Below are 17,648 nucleotides of genomic sequence, written 5' to 3' on the forward strand. Positions count from 1 at the left end.
TTTCTAATAAAGCTTACATTGTTTGTATTTGGATTACAATTAAACAAATCAATTAACTAGCAACTTGAATTAATTAATAAATATTTGCCATTTCCAAGAGATTCAAAAACAGGCATCTCCCATATTACCGAACCAATATCCATCTGTCCGAAACTTACAGTAGAAAACTGATCCTTGTGATTCCATGTCACCAAATCTGATGAACTGTAAAAATCAAGTCCTCCTCCAGTACCGACTGCCGCGCCAATAATCATATTATAGTTACCTGTATTAGCATCTTTCCATAGGTAAGGATCTCTAAAATCATTAACAAATTGTCTGTTAATAACCGGTCCTTTCTTTGTCCAGTTCTCCAGCCCCGAATCCCCGCTTGTGGCCAATGAAATTCCTGGATTGTACATACTCCCATGATTTACGCTGGTGTAAAGAGCATGCGCTACATTATCCTTTACAATTACATCACCAGACCATATTCCCTTCATATCAGTACCGTTAGTAGAACCGCCATCCAAAGTTGGCCACAGGGCATCTTTTTTATTCTCCCAATGAACCAGATCACTGCTTGTCATATGTCCCCAGTGCATTTCCGTTTTAAAAGGTCCGTTTGGAGTCCTTTGATAAAACATATGATACATATTGTTGTACTTTACAAGCCCGTGTGGTTCATTTGTCCAGTTTGCTGGAGGCATCGCATGAAAAACAGGTCTTAAACGATCGTTTTCAAATCTGCTCTCAGGCACAGCAATTGCCTGCTCTCCAGTAGTTGCTGCTGCTGCAATTCCACTAGAATAATCAGACAATAATTCAGAAACTGGTTTTGCTCTTGCATAAATTTTTGTTTCATCAATGGCCGCATTCAGACAATTTATTAAAAAAATCCCCATCGTCTTATTAACTTCGCTTTTACCTATTAATAAAGGTGAATCAGCTTTAGTAAATATCGAATTAGTGGGAATAGTCGTTGACGTTGCCACATTTCCGTTTAGCACTAATTTTAAAGTGCCGTTTGGAGCATCGATGACCGCTGCCGCATGAACCCACTGGTATAATGGAAAGTTAGCCGGTGATTTCACTTTATAAATCTGACCGGATAGATTTACCTCAAACCACCACTCTCCAAAAGTATTTATCCCCATTGAAAAGCCTTTTCCATCTTTTCTCTGCGAAACGATTGCCGATGGTGTTAAGCCGTTATAGGGTACCTCATCATCGGATGGGTAGGACTCTAACGAAATCCATGTTTCGATGGTAACCTGTCCTTGAAGAGCTGCTGAGAAATCACCTGAGACCCATGTAGAAAACCCGTCTGTCCGCAGGGCGTTACCATAAATCCCAGGAACTCTTTCAGGTTTATTGAATGTATTGCTTATTTGAAACGAAGTATTGTCTATAACATTCTTTATTGAACTTATTCCAGAGGCTTCATTATAATTGAGATGAAGTACTGGTTGCTGTGAATACGTGTAGTTTATAAAAACTAATAGTCCCCATAATAATGCAGAATTGGTTCCATTTTTTATTCGTTTAGTAAGATCACTGGCTCCTGAGAGCTTGTTTTTATTCACATCAGTTGTTGTTTTTTGGTTCTTCTTCTGAGCTTTTGCTGCCAAAAAAAAACAAAGGGATGCATACCTATGATTTGCATCTAGTGGTTTCATTTTCATCATTAGTTAATTGGTTAGTTTGATGGTTAGTTGAAATTATTTAATGAATTTTAAATTTTGCTCCATATCATAAAATACTACTTCTTAGTGTCTCTTATATCAGAAACAGCACAAAGAGTAATTGAAAAGCCGATATTCATGCAAAAGCATAATATATATGGCTTAAATCGAAAAAAGAAAGTGGAACCAAGGATAGAACAGCTCAGTAATAATCTAACATACTAAACTTCCGAGAGCTTGTCCTGACACCATGAATTGGTTCAGGAAACCTCAGACATCAAGGCACCTATTGCTGCCTGTTGTCTGATAAAAATAAAAGAGAAAATGGAACCAGTGTTCCTTTCCAGCCGTAAATAGGGCTGGAAAACAATGTTAATGAAATGATACGTTTAATTGGATATAATAAACACCAAGTTTTCACTCCTGCCTGTCAAATTAAAAAAGCAGCCAGAAGTTAAAACATACATATAATTCATTAACCTAAAAATAAATGGAGCAAACTTTAACTATATGCTAAAATCTGATTAAAAAAAGCATAATTTATTATATAGATTATTTAATCTGTTTTTTTAATTTTTTTCTCAATTTTCATATAATCACTAATTACTTTTTCAGAAATCTTTGGATTTGCTCCTTCCTCTCCTGCCACTAAAGCTCCTACAGCGCATGCATAATTCAATGATTTTTGAGGTGATTTCCCTTTAAGAAGTCTTAGTATTAATGAAGCTAAGAAGGAATCCCCCGCACCAACAGTATCAACAACTTTAATAAAATACCCGCTGTTATAGTAAAACTTCTCATCATAGTACAAAACGGCTCCAAATGCACCTTTTGTTACACATACTTGTTTAGTATTTGTCCTGTCAGCAATAAATTTAATATTCTGCTCAAAAGAGTTATACGGCGAGTCCATTTTCCTGCTTATTTCAAATAATTCTTCATCGTTAAGCTTAATAAAATCGGCTTTCATCATAAGTTCAGTCAATACATCCGCTGTATAATATGGGGCTCTCAAGTTAGCATCAAAAACCTTATATTTTGCGTAGTCCAGTAACGTATTTAAAGTTGATCTGGATTCCTCATCCCTGCAGATTAAACTTCCGAAAATAAAAACATCAGCATCAGAAACTTTTTTCTTAATATCATCATTCAATCTTATTTTATCCCATGCAGAAGGGTATAAAATATCGTAGGAAGCATTTCCTTTTTCATTAATCATCACATTGACAACGCCTGTTTTATACTCTTGGCTAATCTGAAGTACATTAGTGTCTAATCCTTTTTCAGATAAAAAAGAAACAATTTCTTCACCATCAGCATCAGAACCAACTTTACTGATAATCATTGATTCTGCCCCGAACGATTTCATTCTAAGAGCAACATTTAATGGCGCTCCTCCTATTTTCTTGTGAGTTGGAAAAACATCCCATAATACTTCTCCAAATGTTACTGCTTTCACTTTTAATAATTTAATCATTTTTTATTATTTTAATAAATTAAAGGGCAAGAGCTTAGTCTTACCCTAAAATTACTTAATTAATTAACTAATATAAACTTAACCTCATTTATATTCTGCATAACATTTATTTAGTGCCTAGATAATCAATTGAATTGCGATAAATTCCCTTGATATTAGACTCGTATGTATTTATTCTGCCATCATTCATAGCCCATTCCATACCCCCTATTCCAATACCAATGATAGTTCCTGCATACACAGAATTTGGCGTGAATTCAACAATTCCTGCAACTGCTTCATCAGCAACACCGCTCCAAGTCGCTAAAACTTTTCCTCCATACAGTCTTTGAAATTCAGCAAACTGGCCTAGCTGGCTGCCAGGAGCTAATAACGGACCTAAATCCCATAAATTATTATGATCCTCTTTATACCCAGCATTAATAACCGGAAAATAACCATTGCCATCAGTCGAAATAACTTGTGTGAAATTATAAATAGGATGATTTCTTTGATCACTTTGAAAATTTACTCCTCCGTCTATACCCCAAGTATCCGGATTGGGTCCACCAGCGCCATTACCCTTAAGCGTTAAAAGACCGCTTTTATCTCTGCCCAATACGGCTGCATAACTAGTTGCCATACCGCCTAAAAGCATTTTTCCACCTTCAACAACATACTGGATTAATACACTTTTTTTATCTAAACTTTCCTGAGGCAGAGCTGATGTTCCTACAGCGTCATGGTAAAAGAAAACAACATTCACCGATTTTAAAGCATCAATTGTAAGATCTGAAAATGGGATATAAACAAATTTACCGCCGTAAGTATCTTTTGTCCATTGCGCTGCTGCCTTAACATCATCATCTTCTATTAAATCTATTGAAGCGGCACCGTTTACAAATGCAATCTGGCTTGGAAGCAGACGGGCATTAATAATATATTTTCTTGTTTTGCCTCCTGATGTTGCGGTAACTGAAATAGGGCTTGTTAAATCGACTATTGTACCTGAAGCTGGAGATATGGCAACTCCATCTGCACTTTCTATATTTAATTCAACAGCCGATAAATTCGTATCAGAAGGCAAAACAAAATTTACTATACCCGATAAATCATCAATAGCCGCTTCTGTTTCGCCTATTTTGATTGATTGAATAATATTAAGTGTAGTTGGAAGCTCATCATCATAATTGAGACGCTCTTCACAAGAATATGTTATTACTGCAATTGCCAGCAGCAAAACATATTTAAAGATTGATGTTTTATTTTTCATTTGTAAAAATTTAATTTTAATTGTTTTTAAGTCAACATATCATAACAGATTTATTATAACCCGCTATGATATGTTTTACTTCATCCATTTTTTTAAAAAAAATTAATAGATTTATTAATTGTTATCAAGTCCATACAAATAATCCAAGATGTTTTTGGTAAACACTTCTATGTTATTTTGATAGGCATTTGTAGATCCATTTGAATTCCATTCATAACCTACAATTGTATTTGAAATAACAAATATATGTCCTTTGAAGTCAGTTGGAATCTGAGAATCAAAAGCGGCATCATTTGTTAAGTCAGTTCTTTTAAATTCTACAGCACCATAACCAAATGCATCCCCAATATGTCTTAATGTACCAAATTTAACTGCTGTCATTGTTTTTTCAAATTGTGCAGCAGCATCAGAACCACAGCAGCTTGGATTCAAAATACCATCAAAATGCTGCCACCAGATTAATCTCACTTCTCTATTGGCACTATTTTGTAATGGAAGATACTCTCCATTTTCAAAAGTTAAATTTTTGAAAATCGCATGACCTCTTCTGTTACCCGAGTTATTGGCATCTCTCATTCCTAATCCCCAAATATCATCGGCTGGTTTCCCTGTATCATAACATCCATTGGAACCGGCACAGCCAAACTCAGAATACACATAATTCCCTGGAGCTCTCGCAGCACCAAAATTTGCAGGAACTCTTCCCAGTGAAAATATAAAAGGAGTTGAATCACCGGCGATAAGCATATCTCCGCCGCCTTTTACCCATGATTTAAGAACCTGTGCCTGAGAACTTCCTGCTCTTAAAGCAGCAGGCAGCATTGTAGACACATCCGTTGCTGTTGCAGAAAAGCCTAAATCTTCTTTTGGTGTTAAATAATACAGCATTGCTACTTTTACATCTCCAATATTTTGAGCTGAAATGTTATCAATTTTAATGTATTTAAAGTCAGCGCCATAGGCAGCCTGCATCCAAGTAGCAGCTGCTTTTGCATCGTCATCTTTTAATGAACTAATATTGTCATCAAGTCCTAAAAAAGCATATTTAGTAGCAGCAATTGATTGAACAGTCACGCTATACACTTTAGTTAAATTTTCTTTATTGGTAACAGTATATTGTACAGCTCCATTAGAGAAATCTTGATTAACTCCAGAACTTGGGCTTACAGTTTGTTCAGCAGGCAAAGTAATTACTGGAGACAAACTAGCTAAGTTCGTTCCCGCAGGCAAGATCACTACAATTGAACCTGCAGCATTATCAATAATACCTGCAGTACCATTTATTTCAAAAGATTCTATTGAAGGTGCTTTTGTCTGTTTAACAGTAACTGAATATTGTTTGGCAGTATAGCCATTATTTGATAAAATAGTATAGGCTTTCGGTGATGTAAAATCTCTGGCAACACCAGAAGCAAAATCAACAGTTGTTCCCTCGGCAATTACAAATGATGGAGCCAGACTGCTTAAGTTTCCGTCTTGACTTCCAATTTCTACTTCGATGGTTCCTTTTACTTCATCAATAACTCCATTTTTATCTCCAATCGCAAAGGATAGCATTTTAGGATCTCCATAAGCAGCAATACTAACGGTATACGTTCTATGTGCACCATTTGTTGATTTCACTTCAAATGTTATAGGCCCCGCACTGAAGTCTAGAGTAGTTCCAGATGCTGGCAGAATTGTCGCCGAATCTGGAATTTTTATTTCTACAGCTACATGTTTCAAATCGCTGCCTGATGGCAGTGTCATAGTAATAGTCCCAATAGTATGATTAATATCGGCATATTTATTGCCAACTTTGAAAGACTGGATAATAGATTCCGTGTAATCTGGAACATTATCATTAAAGTTGTCATCTTTGCTGCAGGCAAATAGAGTAATAGCTATTGCAAAAAATACTGCTGCTATTTTAAAAAACGAAAGCTGTTTCTTTATTGTTTTCATAATATTAAAAATTTGGTTTTGGTTAGTTATTTTTATTAATAGCCAGCTCTCTGCTTATAAACACCTGAACTTGCGTCTATTTCGACTTGAGGAATAGGAAGATATAATTCGTGTGGCTGTAAAGAAGCTCCTTGTAAATAACTACGTCTGGTCTTTTCGGTTTCGATATAATTATTAACATATTGTTCAGCAATACCCCATCTAACTAGATCGTAGTACGTATGTCCTTCATTTGCCAATTCTAATCTTCTTTCCATTCTTAAAGCTTTTGTAGCTTGATCTTTAGATAAATTTGAAGGATAGGTATTTATCAAATAATTGGCAGCATTTATCGATGGATTAGCAAAATCTTTTACATAAGGAGAATTTTTAGCCCTAGTTCTAATCATATTAATTAATGAAATACCCTCTGCTATATTTCCGTTTTCAATAGATGCTTCAGCTTTCCATAGTAAAACATCACTGTACTTAATTATAGGAAAATCTAAATTACCAAGTGCCCATGGAAAACCAGTAGGGTTTGATGCTAAACCGCTTGAGTTTGGAGAAATAACATTTTTTTTCCCTTCAAAATAACCATAGGTAGAAGCATCTCTGCTCCAGTTTTCCTGTTGTGGTCTTGCAGCCCAGTCTTTCCATGTAATGCCAGGTCTTCCTATAGCATGATCAAGTCTTGGGTCAACTAAATCTGCTGGAGTAATATTCGAGTTATTAAAAGAATCAAATAATGGCAAACCGTCTTCACCCACTTTGTAGGCATTCACTAAATTTTGAGAAGGTTTATTAAAATCATCGCCATTTAGATATGGATTATTGACATCATCTCCTGGGCTGTCAGGCGCATTCAATAAATTTCCAAAATTAAGGTTACCTAGACTTGAACCATCGTTTATAGAATACTGCACTGCAAAAACATTTTCTAAATTTCCATACCCCGGCTCTGAATATAATTTTTCAATATTTGGAACTAAGCTGTACTTACCCGAATTGATTACATAATTCGCGCTTACAATTGCATCACCCCATTTCTTTTGAAAAATTTGTGCTTTACATAAAAAAGCATAAGCAGTTACTTTATTAATCCTGCCAGACTCAGTCTGAGTATCTGGTAATTTTGAAATAGCATCATTTAAATCTCCTTCAATCTTTGACCACATAAAATTGAAATCAAATGAATTTGGAATTTTATTTATATCGCCCGCTGGAGTATTTTCGTCAATCCACACTATAGAACCGAAATTCTTTACTGCCTCAAAATAAAAGTGAGCTCTTAATACTTTTAGTTCTCCAATTCTCACCTCTTTATTCGGAAATTGGGCTGCATCGACTGCGTTTAACGCTTTCAATCCTGTATTTGCTCTTTTAATACCAAAGTAGATAGCACGCCACAGATTATATACATTCTCGCTCGAAGGAAATAAATTCTGAGTTTCTAACTGATGCATACCACCGCCAGGATTATCACCAGTCCCTCCACCTCCTTTGTAAGCATCTCCGCAGCGAATATCACAAGTCACCCAGTTTGATGGCGCATGGTCAAAAGGCCAGTTGTCTCTAGTCTGTCCCGTATTGTAGCGATAATCCAAAGCGCTGTATGCCGCAATTACAAATTGATCAGGATCAACGTTTGTTTCGGAAAGAACATTATATTCAGTTACATCTAAATCGCTGTCAGTCACACATGATGTCATTTGTAATCCTAACACGCATGCAAACACTATTTTAAGTTTTATTTTCATAATTTGTTTAATTAAAATTTAGCATTAATACCAAAAGCCAAAGACTTGTAATGAGGAACCCCATATCCTGCAACACCAATACCGCCAGCACTCAGTCCAGGTACTTCATAATCAAATCCAGTGAAAGAAGTATAAGAGAATAAATTTTGTCCCACAAAATAGAATCGAAGGCTGCCCATTCCAAGCTTATTCACTAAATCCTTATTCAGGGAATACCCCAGAGTTATAGTCTTTAACCTGAAATAAGATCCGTCTTCTACAAAATAACTGGAAGGCTGCAGTTCGTTATTGCTGTTCAAAGTAGATAAGGCAGGGATATTTGAATTAGCGTTACTTGGTGTCCAGGCATCCAGTGTATTAGTGCCATAATTAAATCCAAAATAGGTAAAGTCACCTAGCTGACGCTGGGCATTGTAGATATCATTTCCTTGTTTACCATCAAAAAACAAGCTAGCATCAAATCCTTTGTAAGCAGCGTTTAAATTAATACCATACGTAAAATCAGGGTGCGGATTTCCAATTATAGTTCTGTCACTTTGGTTAATAACACCATCTTTATTAACATCTCGGTATCTGATTCTTCCAAGAGCTTTGCCAGGCTGATCAGCATGAACTGCCACCTCTTCAGGAGTTCTAAAAATTCCATCAGCAATCAAACCGTAAAAAGAGGCAATTGGAGCGCCTTTTTGCGTAATCGAAACACCATTGAGTAAAAAATTCGAATCCGAATCAAGACTTTCTACATTATTCTCATATTTAGAAAAATTCAAATCAATTCCATACGTAAAATCATTAGCTGGTGCGCTTTTATAACTCAGCACCGTTTCAACTCCTTTGTTACTTACAGAACCAGCATTAATTGTAGGAGGGGTTGATTCTCCAGCCACAGCCAGGGCGATAGGAGTAAGAATTAAATTATCAGTCGTTTTTATATAAAAATCAGTGTTTAACTGTAATCTGTTATCAAAAAAACCAATATCAAATCCAGCATCATATTGGGTCGTGGTTTCCCATTTTATGTCTGGGTTAGCTTGTCTCTTTTGTACAACACCACCCGAAGAGCCGATACCGTCACCATCAATGTCATAATCTGAATTTTCAATAACACCTCCAGAAGTATTGTTTACAAAACTGGACAGGTATAAATAATCTCCAATTAAATCATTTCCATTAATCCCCCAAGAGAAACGCAATTTCAAATTGGACAGCGTTTTATTGTCTTTTAAAAATTTCTCATTACTGGCATTCCAGGCTGCTGATGCTGCGGGGAAAATTCCATATCTGTTATTGGGTCCAAAACGGGAAGAACCGTCTCTTCTTAAGGAACCATACAATACGTATTTATCATCAAAAACATATTTTGCAGATCCAAATTGCGATATTTTATAAGATTGAATCTTATCTTCAATGGTTTGAAATTCAGCATCGTCTCTTACGACATATCCCGAAGGATCAGTTATGTCAACACCTCTTATCAAATTATTGTGAAATTCCTCTTCTCTGGCTGTATTTTCAATTCCTCCTAACAATGAAATTCTACTTCTTCCAAAACTTTTGTTATACTCCAATGTATTTGTAAAAATGGTAGCACTGTTTTTATTATCTACGTCATCAGTAGCAATATTCTGAAAAACAGAAGGTATAGAACCATTTACAGAGAATGCTTCTGTTGCTGTATTAAAATTGAATGTATTATAATCAAAATTCAATATGCTATTGAAAACTAAGCCGTCCAGTATTTTAAAATTGCCATATACATTTCCAAGAAAACGATTAATTTTTTGAATATTATTTCTATTACTCCATAAGTTGGCTAATGGATTAGGTTTATCCTGCAGTCCTCCAGACATAGGCGCAGCATAATCACCTAAATTAGTATAAACAGGAATCAGCGGATTTTGAAGAATTGCATTTTCAAATTCATTGGCCTTCACTTCATCAATTTTTGAATATAAAAAGTTCTCACCAATCGTTAATCTGTCGCCGAAAAACTTATACGAAGTATTTAGCCTGGCATTAAGTCTTTTATAATTAGTATACCTTTGAATTCCATTGTCTTCTGAATAACTTACTTGGGTATACAAACTCAATTTATCAGTTCCTTTTCGATAACCAAAATCGGTATTTGAAGAATACGAATCGCCAACAATTTCATTCACCCAATTCGTATCTGAAGCTGTCTGCACCGCATTAGGGTCTAAATATTGCGGTATAGTAAAGCCTGAACCATTATTTATTAAAACAGGATGCGTTGGTGTGGTAATTCCTGCACCAAGCTGCGCCTGATAAGTGACATCTGCCCATTGCTGAGCATTTAGTAAACTAATTTTATCTCTTAATTTGTTTATTATTGTTTCTGTTTTAAAAGTAAATTCAGAAACTCCTTTTTTCCCTTTCCTAGTCGTAACAACAATTACCCCATTAGCTGCTGAAGTTCCATATATAGCTGCTGAAGCCCCGTCTTTCAAAACCTGTATAGACTCTATCTCATCTGGATTTAATCCCGAAGAATTAGTGGTTTGAACCCCATCTATTACCCAAAGAGGTGCAGAACCACTGTTTACTGTGGTTAATCCTCTAATAACAATCTGCGTATCACTTCCTCCAGGTGTTCCTCCAGAATTTATTTGCAATCCAGCAACCCTGCCTTGAAGAGCTGTTAATAGATTAGGGGTGGGCTGTTTTGTAATTTCACCCATTTTCACTATCGAAACTGAACCTGATATTTCAGATTTTTTCTCTAATGTATATCCTGTAACAATAACTACCTCTTTAAGAGTATTGTTCTCATCTACTAATACAATATTATATGTTTTATCAATATCATCTACTTTTACAGACCTTGATTTGTATCCAATAAATGTCACTATTAATTCATCCCCAATCTTGGCATTTATTTTAAACTTTCCATCAAAATCCGAAGAAGCAGCAGTATTACTCCCCTTTAAATTTATATTAGCACCTGGAAGCCCCAGACCATCTTCTCCTTTAACAACTCCCTTTATTTGAATCTGCTGGGCGGAAATCAGAGATACAAAAAAAAGCAAGCATATTGTTATACTCTTTTTCATGTTTTTCATTTTATTAATCATGGTTTAAATTTGTTTTTGGTTATTTGGTTTTAGTTTTAGTTTAGTATAGCTGCATTTATTTAATGTTTAATTGGTTTATGATTATATTTTTAAGTTCAAAAGCGGAGTCTGCCTTTGCTATTGAGAAGGACTCCATCGGATTATCTGAGAAAAAAATCTCAGTCATAACTGTTTTTCCATTATTATAAAATACTTCAATTGAAGTCTTATCAATAATTATCCTCACTTCAATTGAATCAAAATCTGAAGTAATCGGAGCTTTTGAAATTTTCTTTGCAAAATCATCTGAAAATGTTTTTTGGCTTGCATTACTTCTATCAATATAAAAGCATTTGTCTTTTTTGCTGATTCCAAAATGCACCGCATTGTTTTCCTTATTTGATAAAATAAAATCATACTTATCTTCCTTTAAACCTTTCATTGTAAAATGAATATCTAATTTTGAGATATCCGCAGTAGATTTATCAGCTATCACAGTTGTCTTATCAATAGTAAGATGATCCTTTTTAATTGTCTTAGAAATATATTTATCCAATTCTTTTACAGGAAAAGAAACAATTCTATAATGACCATCTGTATTTATAAGTTTCAGCTCTCTTGGAATAGTTGTACTGCTTCTCCAATTTTCAGTTGGCACCTTCATGGCATATTCCCAATTTGACATCCAGCCTATAAATAATTTACGCCCGTCCGCTTCTGGAACATTGGACCAGGTAACTCCAGCATAATTATCCTTGCCATAGTCAACCCATAATGCATCGACAATGTTTAAATCTTTTGCAAATGAATCAGCTAACGTGAACGTTTTTCCGTCAAAGTCACCAACAAAATATTGTGTTGCAGATCCTCCATTTGGACCGCCGGGATTAATACTTTGCAAAAGCACCCATTTTGTTTCGTCTGTTCCTTCAGCTTTTATAGGAAAAAAGTCTGGACATTCCCAAGGTGCTCCATGTACTCCTAAATTCTTTCCAAATGCTGAAGCCAATTCCCAATCAATTAAATTTGAAGAACGGTATATTTTGGTTTCCACATCGGCAGCCAGAATCATTATCCATTGATTGTGAACTGTATCCCACATCATTTTTGGATCCCTAAAATCTTTAATCCCTGGATTTTTTATTACTGGATTTCCTTTATATTTTGTCCATGTCATCCCTTCATCCAGCGAATAAGCAATAGCCTGGGATTGATAATCTATAGCTCCTGCTTTTTCTTTAACAGGATCATGATAGGTAAAAATTGCTACAATAGGCGGATTTTTTAGACTTCCAAAACCTGAAGTGTTATTCACGTCAACAACTGAGCTACCTGAAAAAATATATCCTTTCTCGTCAGGATAAAGTGCAATTTTCTGTTCTTTCCATGTTATCATATCCCTGCTTGTGGCATGTCCCCAATGCATAGGCCCCCATAGATTTTTATCAGGATAATGCTGAAAATACAAATGATAAAGACCTTTATAAAAAAACATGCCGTTGGGGTCATTCATCCATCCTTTTTTGGGAGTAAAATGTAAATTTGGCCTATATAAATCTTCATTTGATGCTGTTTTTTTAGTACTTGTTTGAGCAGTACTATTACAACTATTCATTACAATCAAGAATAGAATGAAAAATATGCTTTTAAAAATTCCTCTAATTAATGTACTGTTCATTCTAATTATTTTTTAATTAATATTTTACTAAGCTGTTCTAAAGAAATTCCCTTGGTTTCCGGCATCATTACAAATACAAATACAAGCTGAAAAACCATCATTACTGCAAAAAATAAGAAGACAGTTCCTGCCCCGATTGTACTAAATAGAAAAGGAATCAAGGAAGGAATGATAGCCGCCAAAACCCAGTGTGTTGTACTCCCGAATGCCTGTCCTGATGACCTTAAATGATTTGGAAAAATTTCAGATATAAACACCCAGATTACTGCACCTTGACCAATAGCATGAGATGCTATAAATAAGAATAAAAATACCGGTACAAACATTCCTGTCCAATGAAAAAAGAATGCCATGGAAACAAGACTTAACGAAGTGATATAGCCTATAGATCCAATATACATTAAAATTTTACGCCCTAACCTATCTATCAAAAAGACTCCGACCATTGTAAAAATCAAATTTATGAACCCAATACCAATGCTGCTTAAAAGAGCAACATCAGCTCCCAATCCAGCTTCTCCAAAAATCCTTGGCGCATAATATAAAAATGCGTTTATACCTGACAGCTGATTAAATGATGCCATCAAAAAAGCTAACAGTAGAGGAACTCTGTATTTCTTCATGAAAATATTCTCATAACTTGGAGTTGCAATATTGTCACTATTTACCTCTTCAATAAATTGATCAATTTCATCTTTGGAAAAAACTTTCTGCAGCACTTTTTTAGCTTCATCTATTTTGGATTCAGACAATAGCCACCTTGGGCTTTCCGGAATATTAAAGACCAAAATCGAATAAATCAATGAAGGAAAAACCTGAATGCCCAGCATCCATCTCCATGAGTTTTCTCCGATATCATTCAGTAAATAATTAGATAAAAAAGCGCAAAGAATTCCAAGTACAATATTGAATTGGTAAAAACCTACTAAACGGCCTCTGTCTTTAGCAGGAGCAATCTCGGAGATATAACCCGGCGCAGCAATTGTTGAAGCACCAATTCCTAAACCGCCAACAAATCTGAAAATAGCGAAGATCCACGGGTTATTAGCTAATGCTGTACCTAGTGCAGAAACAGCAAAAAGCAATCCTATAATTAGCAAAGTTTTTTTGCGGCCTAATTGATTTGTTGGAATACCTCCAAAAATGGCTCCAATAACCGTACCCCATAAAGCCATAGCCATTACTACCGAACCGTGAAAAACATCAGTAGAATGCCATAGTAACTGCAGTGTTTTATCTGCTCCAGAAATAACTACGGTATCAAACCCAAACAAAAATCCTGCGAATGACGCAATGATTGACCAACCCATTATTTTTTTATTCATCATTATATATTTTTAATGCTTCATTATTTTTACTATTTCAAAACTATATATTAACATAAAATTAAGCTTTCTAAAATGTTACTATAACGTTTGAAATAAAAACAAAATACATAACCAATTGATTAACATGTTATTACGATTTAATTTTATTTCTTAAAACATCTATTTATTACAATTTTGTTACATAAAATTATATTCTTGCTGCATCTCATTTTTTATATAAATCAGTATTCAATATTTATTTAATACTTTAATTACCAATATGATTTTTATATCATTCTTTTTTTGTTGATTTAAAAAAAATAATACATATACGCCACCTTATAGTGCATAAAAAAATCCATCATTCCACAAGTATTAACAAAACATTAAAAAATTTGATCACATTATAAATAATTTATTAGTGAGCTGATTTTGATTATTTACAGTTAGATAACATAATTAATGCAGGATCTTTGATTAAATAAAAATGGTACAAATCTGCATCTCATTATTCTTGTACTTACTTTTTTTAGTCTGGAATATAGTCTGGACGATATAAATGATTTTGAAACTAAGTCTCTGATTCTTGATACAGGTGTTCTACTAGGTAAATAACATATTCTAACAATGTGATTTTTTTAATCGTTTGAACACAAATAATAATTCGTTTTATTAGCAAAAAAACCATATGACTAAAGAAAAATCCATTCTATTTACATTAGACATTGTTTGATATAAACGATAAAAGGGCAATCCAAATGGATTGCCCTTTTCGTTTTTGTTGAAAATTTTTCAAACATTTCTATTATATCCAGTCTAAATCATTTCTCAATTCTTCTTATTTATAACTTTAATTTACAATTAATTTAGTGTCAAACAATTCTTCATTATAGAAACCTTTTATGATATATACACCTTCTGCAGCTTTCTCACCATTTTCCATACGCCCATCCCATTTAATTACTTGATTTTCTGAATTTAGTACTGATTCAATTTTTTTCAAAGGGTAGCCATTAGTATCAAAAACGTACGCATATACTACCGCATCTTCATTTTTATTAAATCTAATATTGAAATCTGCATTAGACGGATTCGGATATACAGTTGGATGCATTGTTTCCTTTTTGTCTTTTGAAATTTTTGAAGCAGATGCAACTCCACCTCCGCTTACATTATAAATTTTCAAGTCAACAGCCTTAGCAGTACCTCCCTGAGCATACAAATCTATCAGATTATTACCTGTAGACGGAAACGAACGTGTTGCAAAAGCCAGTTCGTTATTTACAAAGACCTCAATTACAGAAGCATCAACAAAAATTCTCCAATTTACATTACCAGCAGGTAAAACATAGTTTGTAGATTGGTTAGAAAGAGGAACACCAGACAGTATAGATGATTTACTTCTGTCTACAACAAAACTGTTTGCTGAATAATCATAATAAATTAATGTCTGTTCTCCTGTACCTGTATTTTTATTAAGTGAAAAACCAACTTTGGTGGCTGTTCCAGGATCAATAGATGCTACAATTTCATATTGTGATCCTGAGGCTCCATTCAAAACATTCGTCGTTGACTGACTAAAATTGACATTGGAAAAATTAGTAACACCGCCTCTTAACTTCAGTAGATTAGGATGTGGCACTTGTTTTATTTTGCCATTAACAAGCGTCCAGACTCTTGGCAGACTGAAAACATGCGCCCAGCCCTGCGCTTTCTGTTTGGCAGAGGAAACGCCGTCAGGAATAATTCCAATTGCTGTCAAATTCCCGCTGGCATCCTGACCGATAGATGGCGACAGTAACTGATTAATAACATCAAGCCGTTCTGGAACTGCATTATCTTTTATAAATTGAGAACCGTTAAAATTACCAGACCAGTATAAAGCATTCGCATTAGGAAGTTTGTTAATCAGTACAATTGATTTGGAACCAAAGTTATAATACACTGGCATTTCCCAAAACTCCCCGGTTCCATCAACAGAAGGATTCCCTTCGAGCATAGTTCCCTGAAGTGACCATTGTGTAAAATCGCCTCCCGTGGATTTATACAAAAACAATCCACCTCGCGGTGTACCATTTCTAAGTCCTGTACCTATCATCATGTACCATTCTGAGTTATTTTGAAATACAAATGGATCCCTAAAATCTGCATTAGCAAATGACGTTGGAGCATTAGCAATAATTGGATTACCATTCTTTTTCCAAACATCGTATGGAGCAGCTGAAGTGGCAAGCCCAATACCTGCTCTAGATTTATTGACTCCTGTATAGAAAATAAAAGGTTCGCCATTTTTCACAACTGCATGACCGGACCAGATTCCAACTTCATCAAAGCCAGGCTGTGGCCATAGTACTTGCGTCTTTTCATTCCAGCTAACAAGATCATCACTCACATAATGCCCCCAATTTATATGCTCTAAATAAGGACCATTAAAATTCCTTTGACTGAAAATGTGATATTTATTATCAATATAGATCAAGCCATGAGTTTCATTAGACCAAGCAGCTGATGGCATTAAGTGGTATTTCGGCCTATGAATATCATTTGCAAATCGCTCAGCAGGTATTTTCAAATTTGGTTCCGAAGGAGTGATAGCACTAAATTGTGCTAAAATTTCGGTACTTGTTAAATTTTTATTCCAAACAGAAACTCTATCTATAGCTCCTGTTAATCCATTGGTATCGAATCCTGCTACGGTTTTACTTTTTGACTCTTTTCCAATATAGACAGTTGCATTATTATCCCAGGCAAGAGTACCTGCTGCAAACGTAATCTCTTTTATTAGGACACCATTATGAAACATAGAAGCTTTTCCTTGGCTAGCATTTATATTCAATGCTAGAAAATTCCATTTTTTAAGCTCAATTTCCTTGTCCGAAAGAATTTGAATAACATTAGTACCTGCTTTAAATTGCCCAATAACTCTACCATGATGATTTATACCTAAAGCAGCTCCAGAACTATTAGTTGTATTCACATTTGAAAAAATAGCGGCTATAGTGTTTTCAGTAATTGGATCTAAGTCTTTTCTTTGAACAGGAAATGCAGCAGGAGCAACCCATCCAGTAATACATACCTGACTTGTGGGATAGGTGACTTTAACATTACCTGTTGCCCAGCCGTAATATCCATTTACTCTCAGAGCATTGCCTTCTATCCCAGAAATTCTTTCTGCAGAATTTAAGGGTCCATTTATAGTAAAACTTGATTTGGTTTTACCCTCTTCCAGTGATTGTCCAGAATTTTCATTAAACTTAAATGAAAGGATTTCTGTTGCCGAGTTTGGAACTGGTGTGGGATCTGGAATATCAGGTGCAGGATCTTTTTTAGTCTTACAGCTTAAAATTGCCAAGCAGGCAAGAAATACAATTATATACTTTTTCATTTTTATTATTTTCAATAAAACTACAAAAGCAATATAACGTTATAGTTAGATTATGTTACATTGAAAATTTTATTAAAATAAAAACTCAAAACACTATAAAACAAACACTTAACAACATAAAAAAAGACATC

At 34.8% G+C, this 17,648-nt stretch carries 9 protein-coding genes; all 9 read right to left on the reverse strand.

Annotated features, from left to right (window positions below; all coding sequences use genetic code 11):
* Window positions 1-56: 56 nt before the first annotated feature.
* Window positions 57-1,658, reverse strand: coding sequence for a LamG-like jellyroll fold domain-containing protein (locus tag ABEG11_RS17780; protein WP_348825532.1), 1,602 nt, complete (start codon window positions 1,656-1,658; stop codon window positions 57-59).
* Between the two features lie 562 nt (window positions 1,659-2,220).
* Complete coding sequence (locus tag ABEG11_RS17785; protein WP_348825533.1) at window positions 2,221-3,141, reverse strand: carbohydrate kinase family protein; 921 nt, start codon at window positions 3,139-3,141, stop codon at window positions 2,221-2,223.
* Between the two features lie 106 nt (window positions 3,142-3,247).
* Window positions 3,248-4,393 (reverse strand): DUF4960 domain-containing protein, encoded by a 1,146-nt coding sequence (locus tag ABEG11_RS17790; RefSeq protein WP_348825534.1) that lies wholly within the window; start codon window positions 4,391-4,393, stop codon window positions 3,248-3,250.
* Between the two features lie 114 nt (window positions 4,394-4,507).
* The gene (locus ABEG11_RS17795) at window positions 4,508-6,337 is read right to left on the reverse strand and encodes an SGBP N-terminal domain-containing protein (protein WP_348825535.1); all 1,830 of its coding nucleotides are present in this window, start codon (window positions 6,335-6,337) and stop codon (window positions 4,508-4,510) included.
* A gap of 35 nt (window positions 6,338-6,372) precedes the next feature.
* Window positions 6,373-8,076, reverse strand: a complete 1,704-nt coding sequence (locus tag ABEG11_RS17800) for a RagB/SusD family nutrient uptake outer membrane protein (protein ID WP_348825536.1) — start codon at window positions 8,074-8,076, stop codon at window positions 6,373-6,375.
* An 11-nt stretch (window positions 8,077-8,087) separates the two neighbouring features.
* On the reverse strand, window positions 8,088-11,147 hold the full coding sequence (locus ABEG11_RS17805) for a SusC/RagA family TonB-linked outer membrane protein (protein ID WP_348825537.1): 3,060 nt from the start codon (window positions 11,145-11,147) through the stop codon (window positions 8,088-8,090).
* Window positions 11,148-11,223: 76 nt separating this feature from the next.
* Complete coding sequence (locus tag ABEG11_RS17810) at window positions 11,224-12,825, reverse strand: glycoside hydrolase family 32 protein (RefSeq protein WP_348825538.1); 1,602 nt, start codon at window positions 12,823-12,825, stop codon at window positions 11,224-11,226.
* A 5-nt stretch (window positions 12,826-12,830) separates the two neighbouring features.
* A complete protein-coding gene (locus ABEG11_RS17815) occupies window positions 12,831-14,150 on the reverse strand; it encodes a sugar porter family MFS transporter (RefSeq protein WP_348825561.1) in 1,320 nt (439 codons plus the stop codon).
* Window positions 14,151-14,982: 832 nt separating this feature from the next.
* Complete coding sequence (locus ABEG11_RS17820) at window positions 14,983-17,517, reverse strand: glycoside hydrolase family 32 protein (protein WP_348825539.1); 2,535 nt, start codon at window positions 17,515-17,517, stop codon at window positions 14,983-14,985.
* Between the last annotated feature and the right edge of the window lie 131 nt (window positions 17,518-17,648).

The organism is Flavobacterium aestuarii (genome assembly GCF_040049115.1).
GTDB classification, from domain to species: Bacteria; Bacteroidota; Bacteroidia; order Flavobacteriales; family Flavobacteriaceae; genus Flavobacterium; species Flavobacterium aestuarii.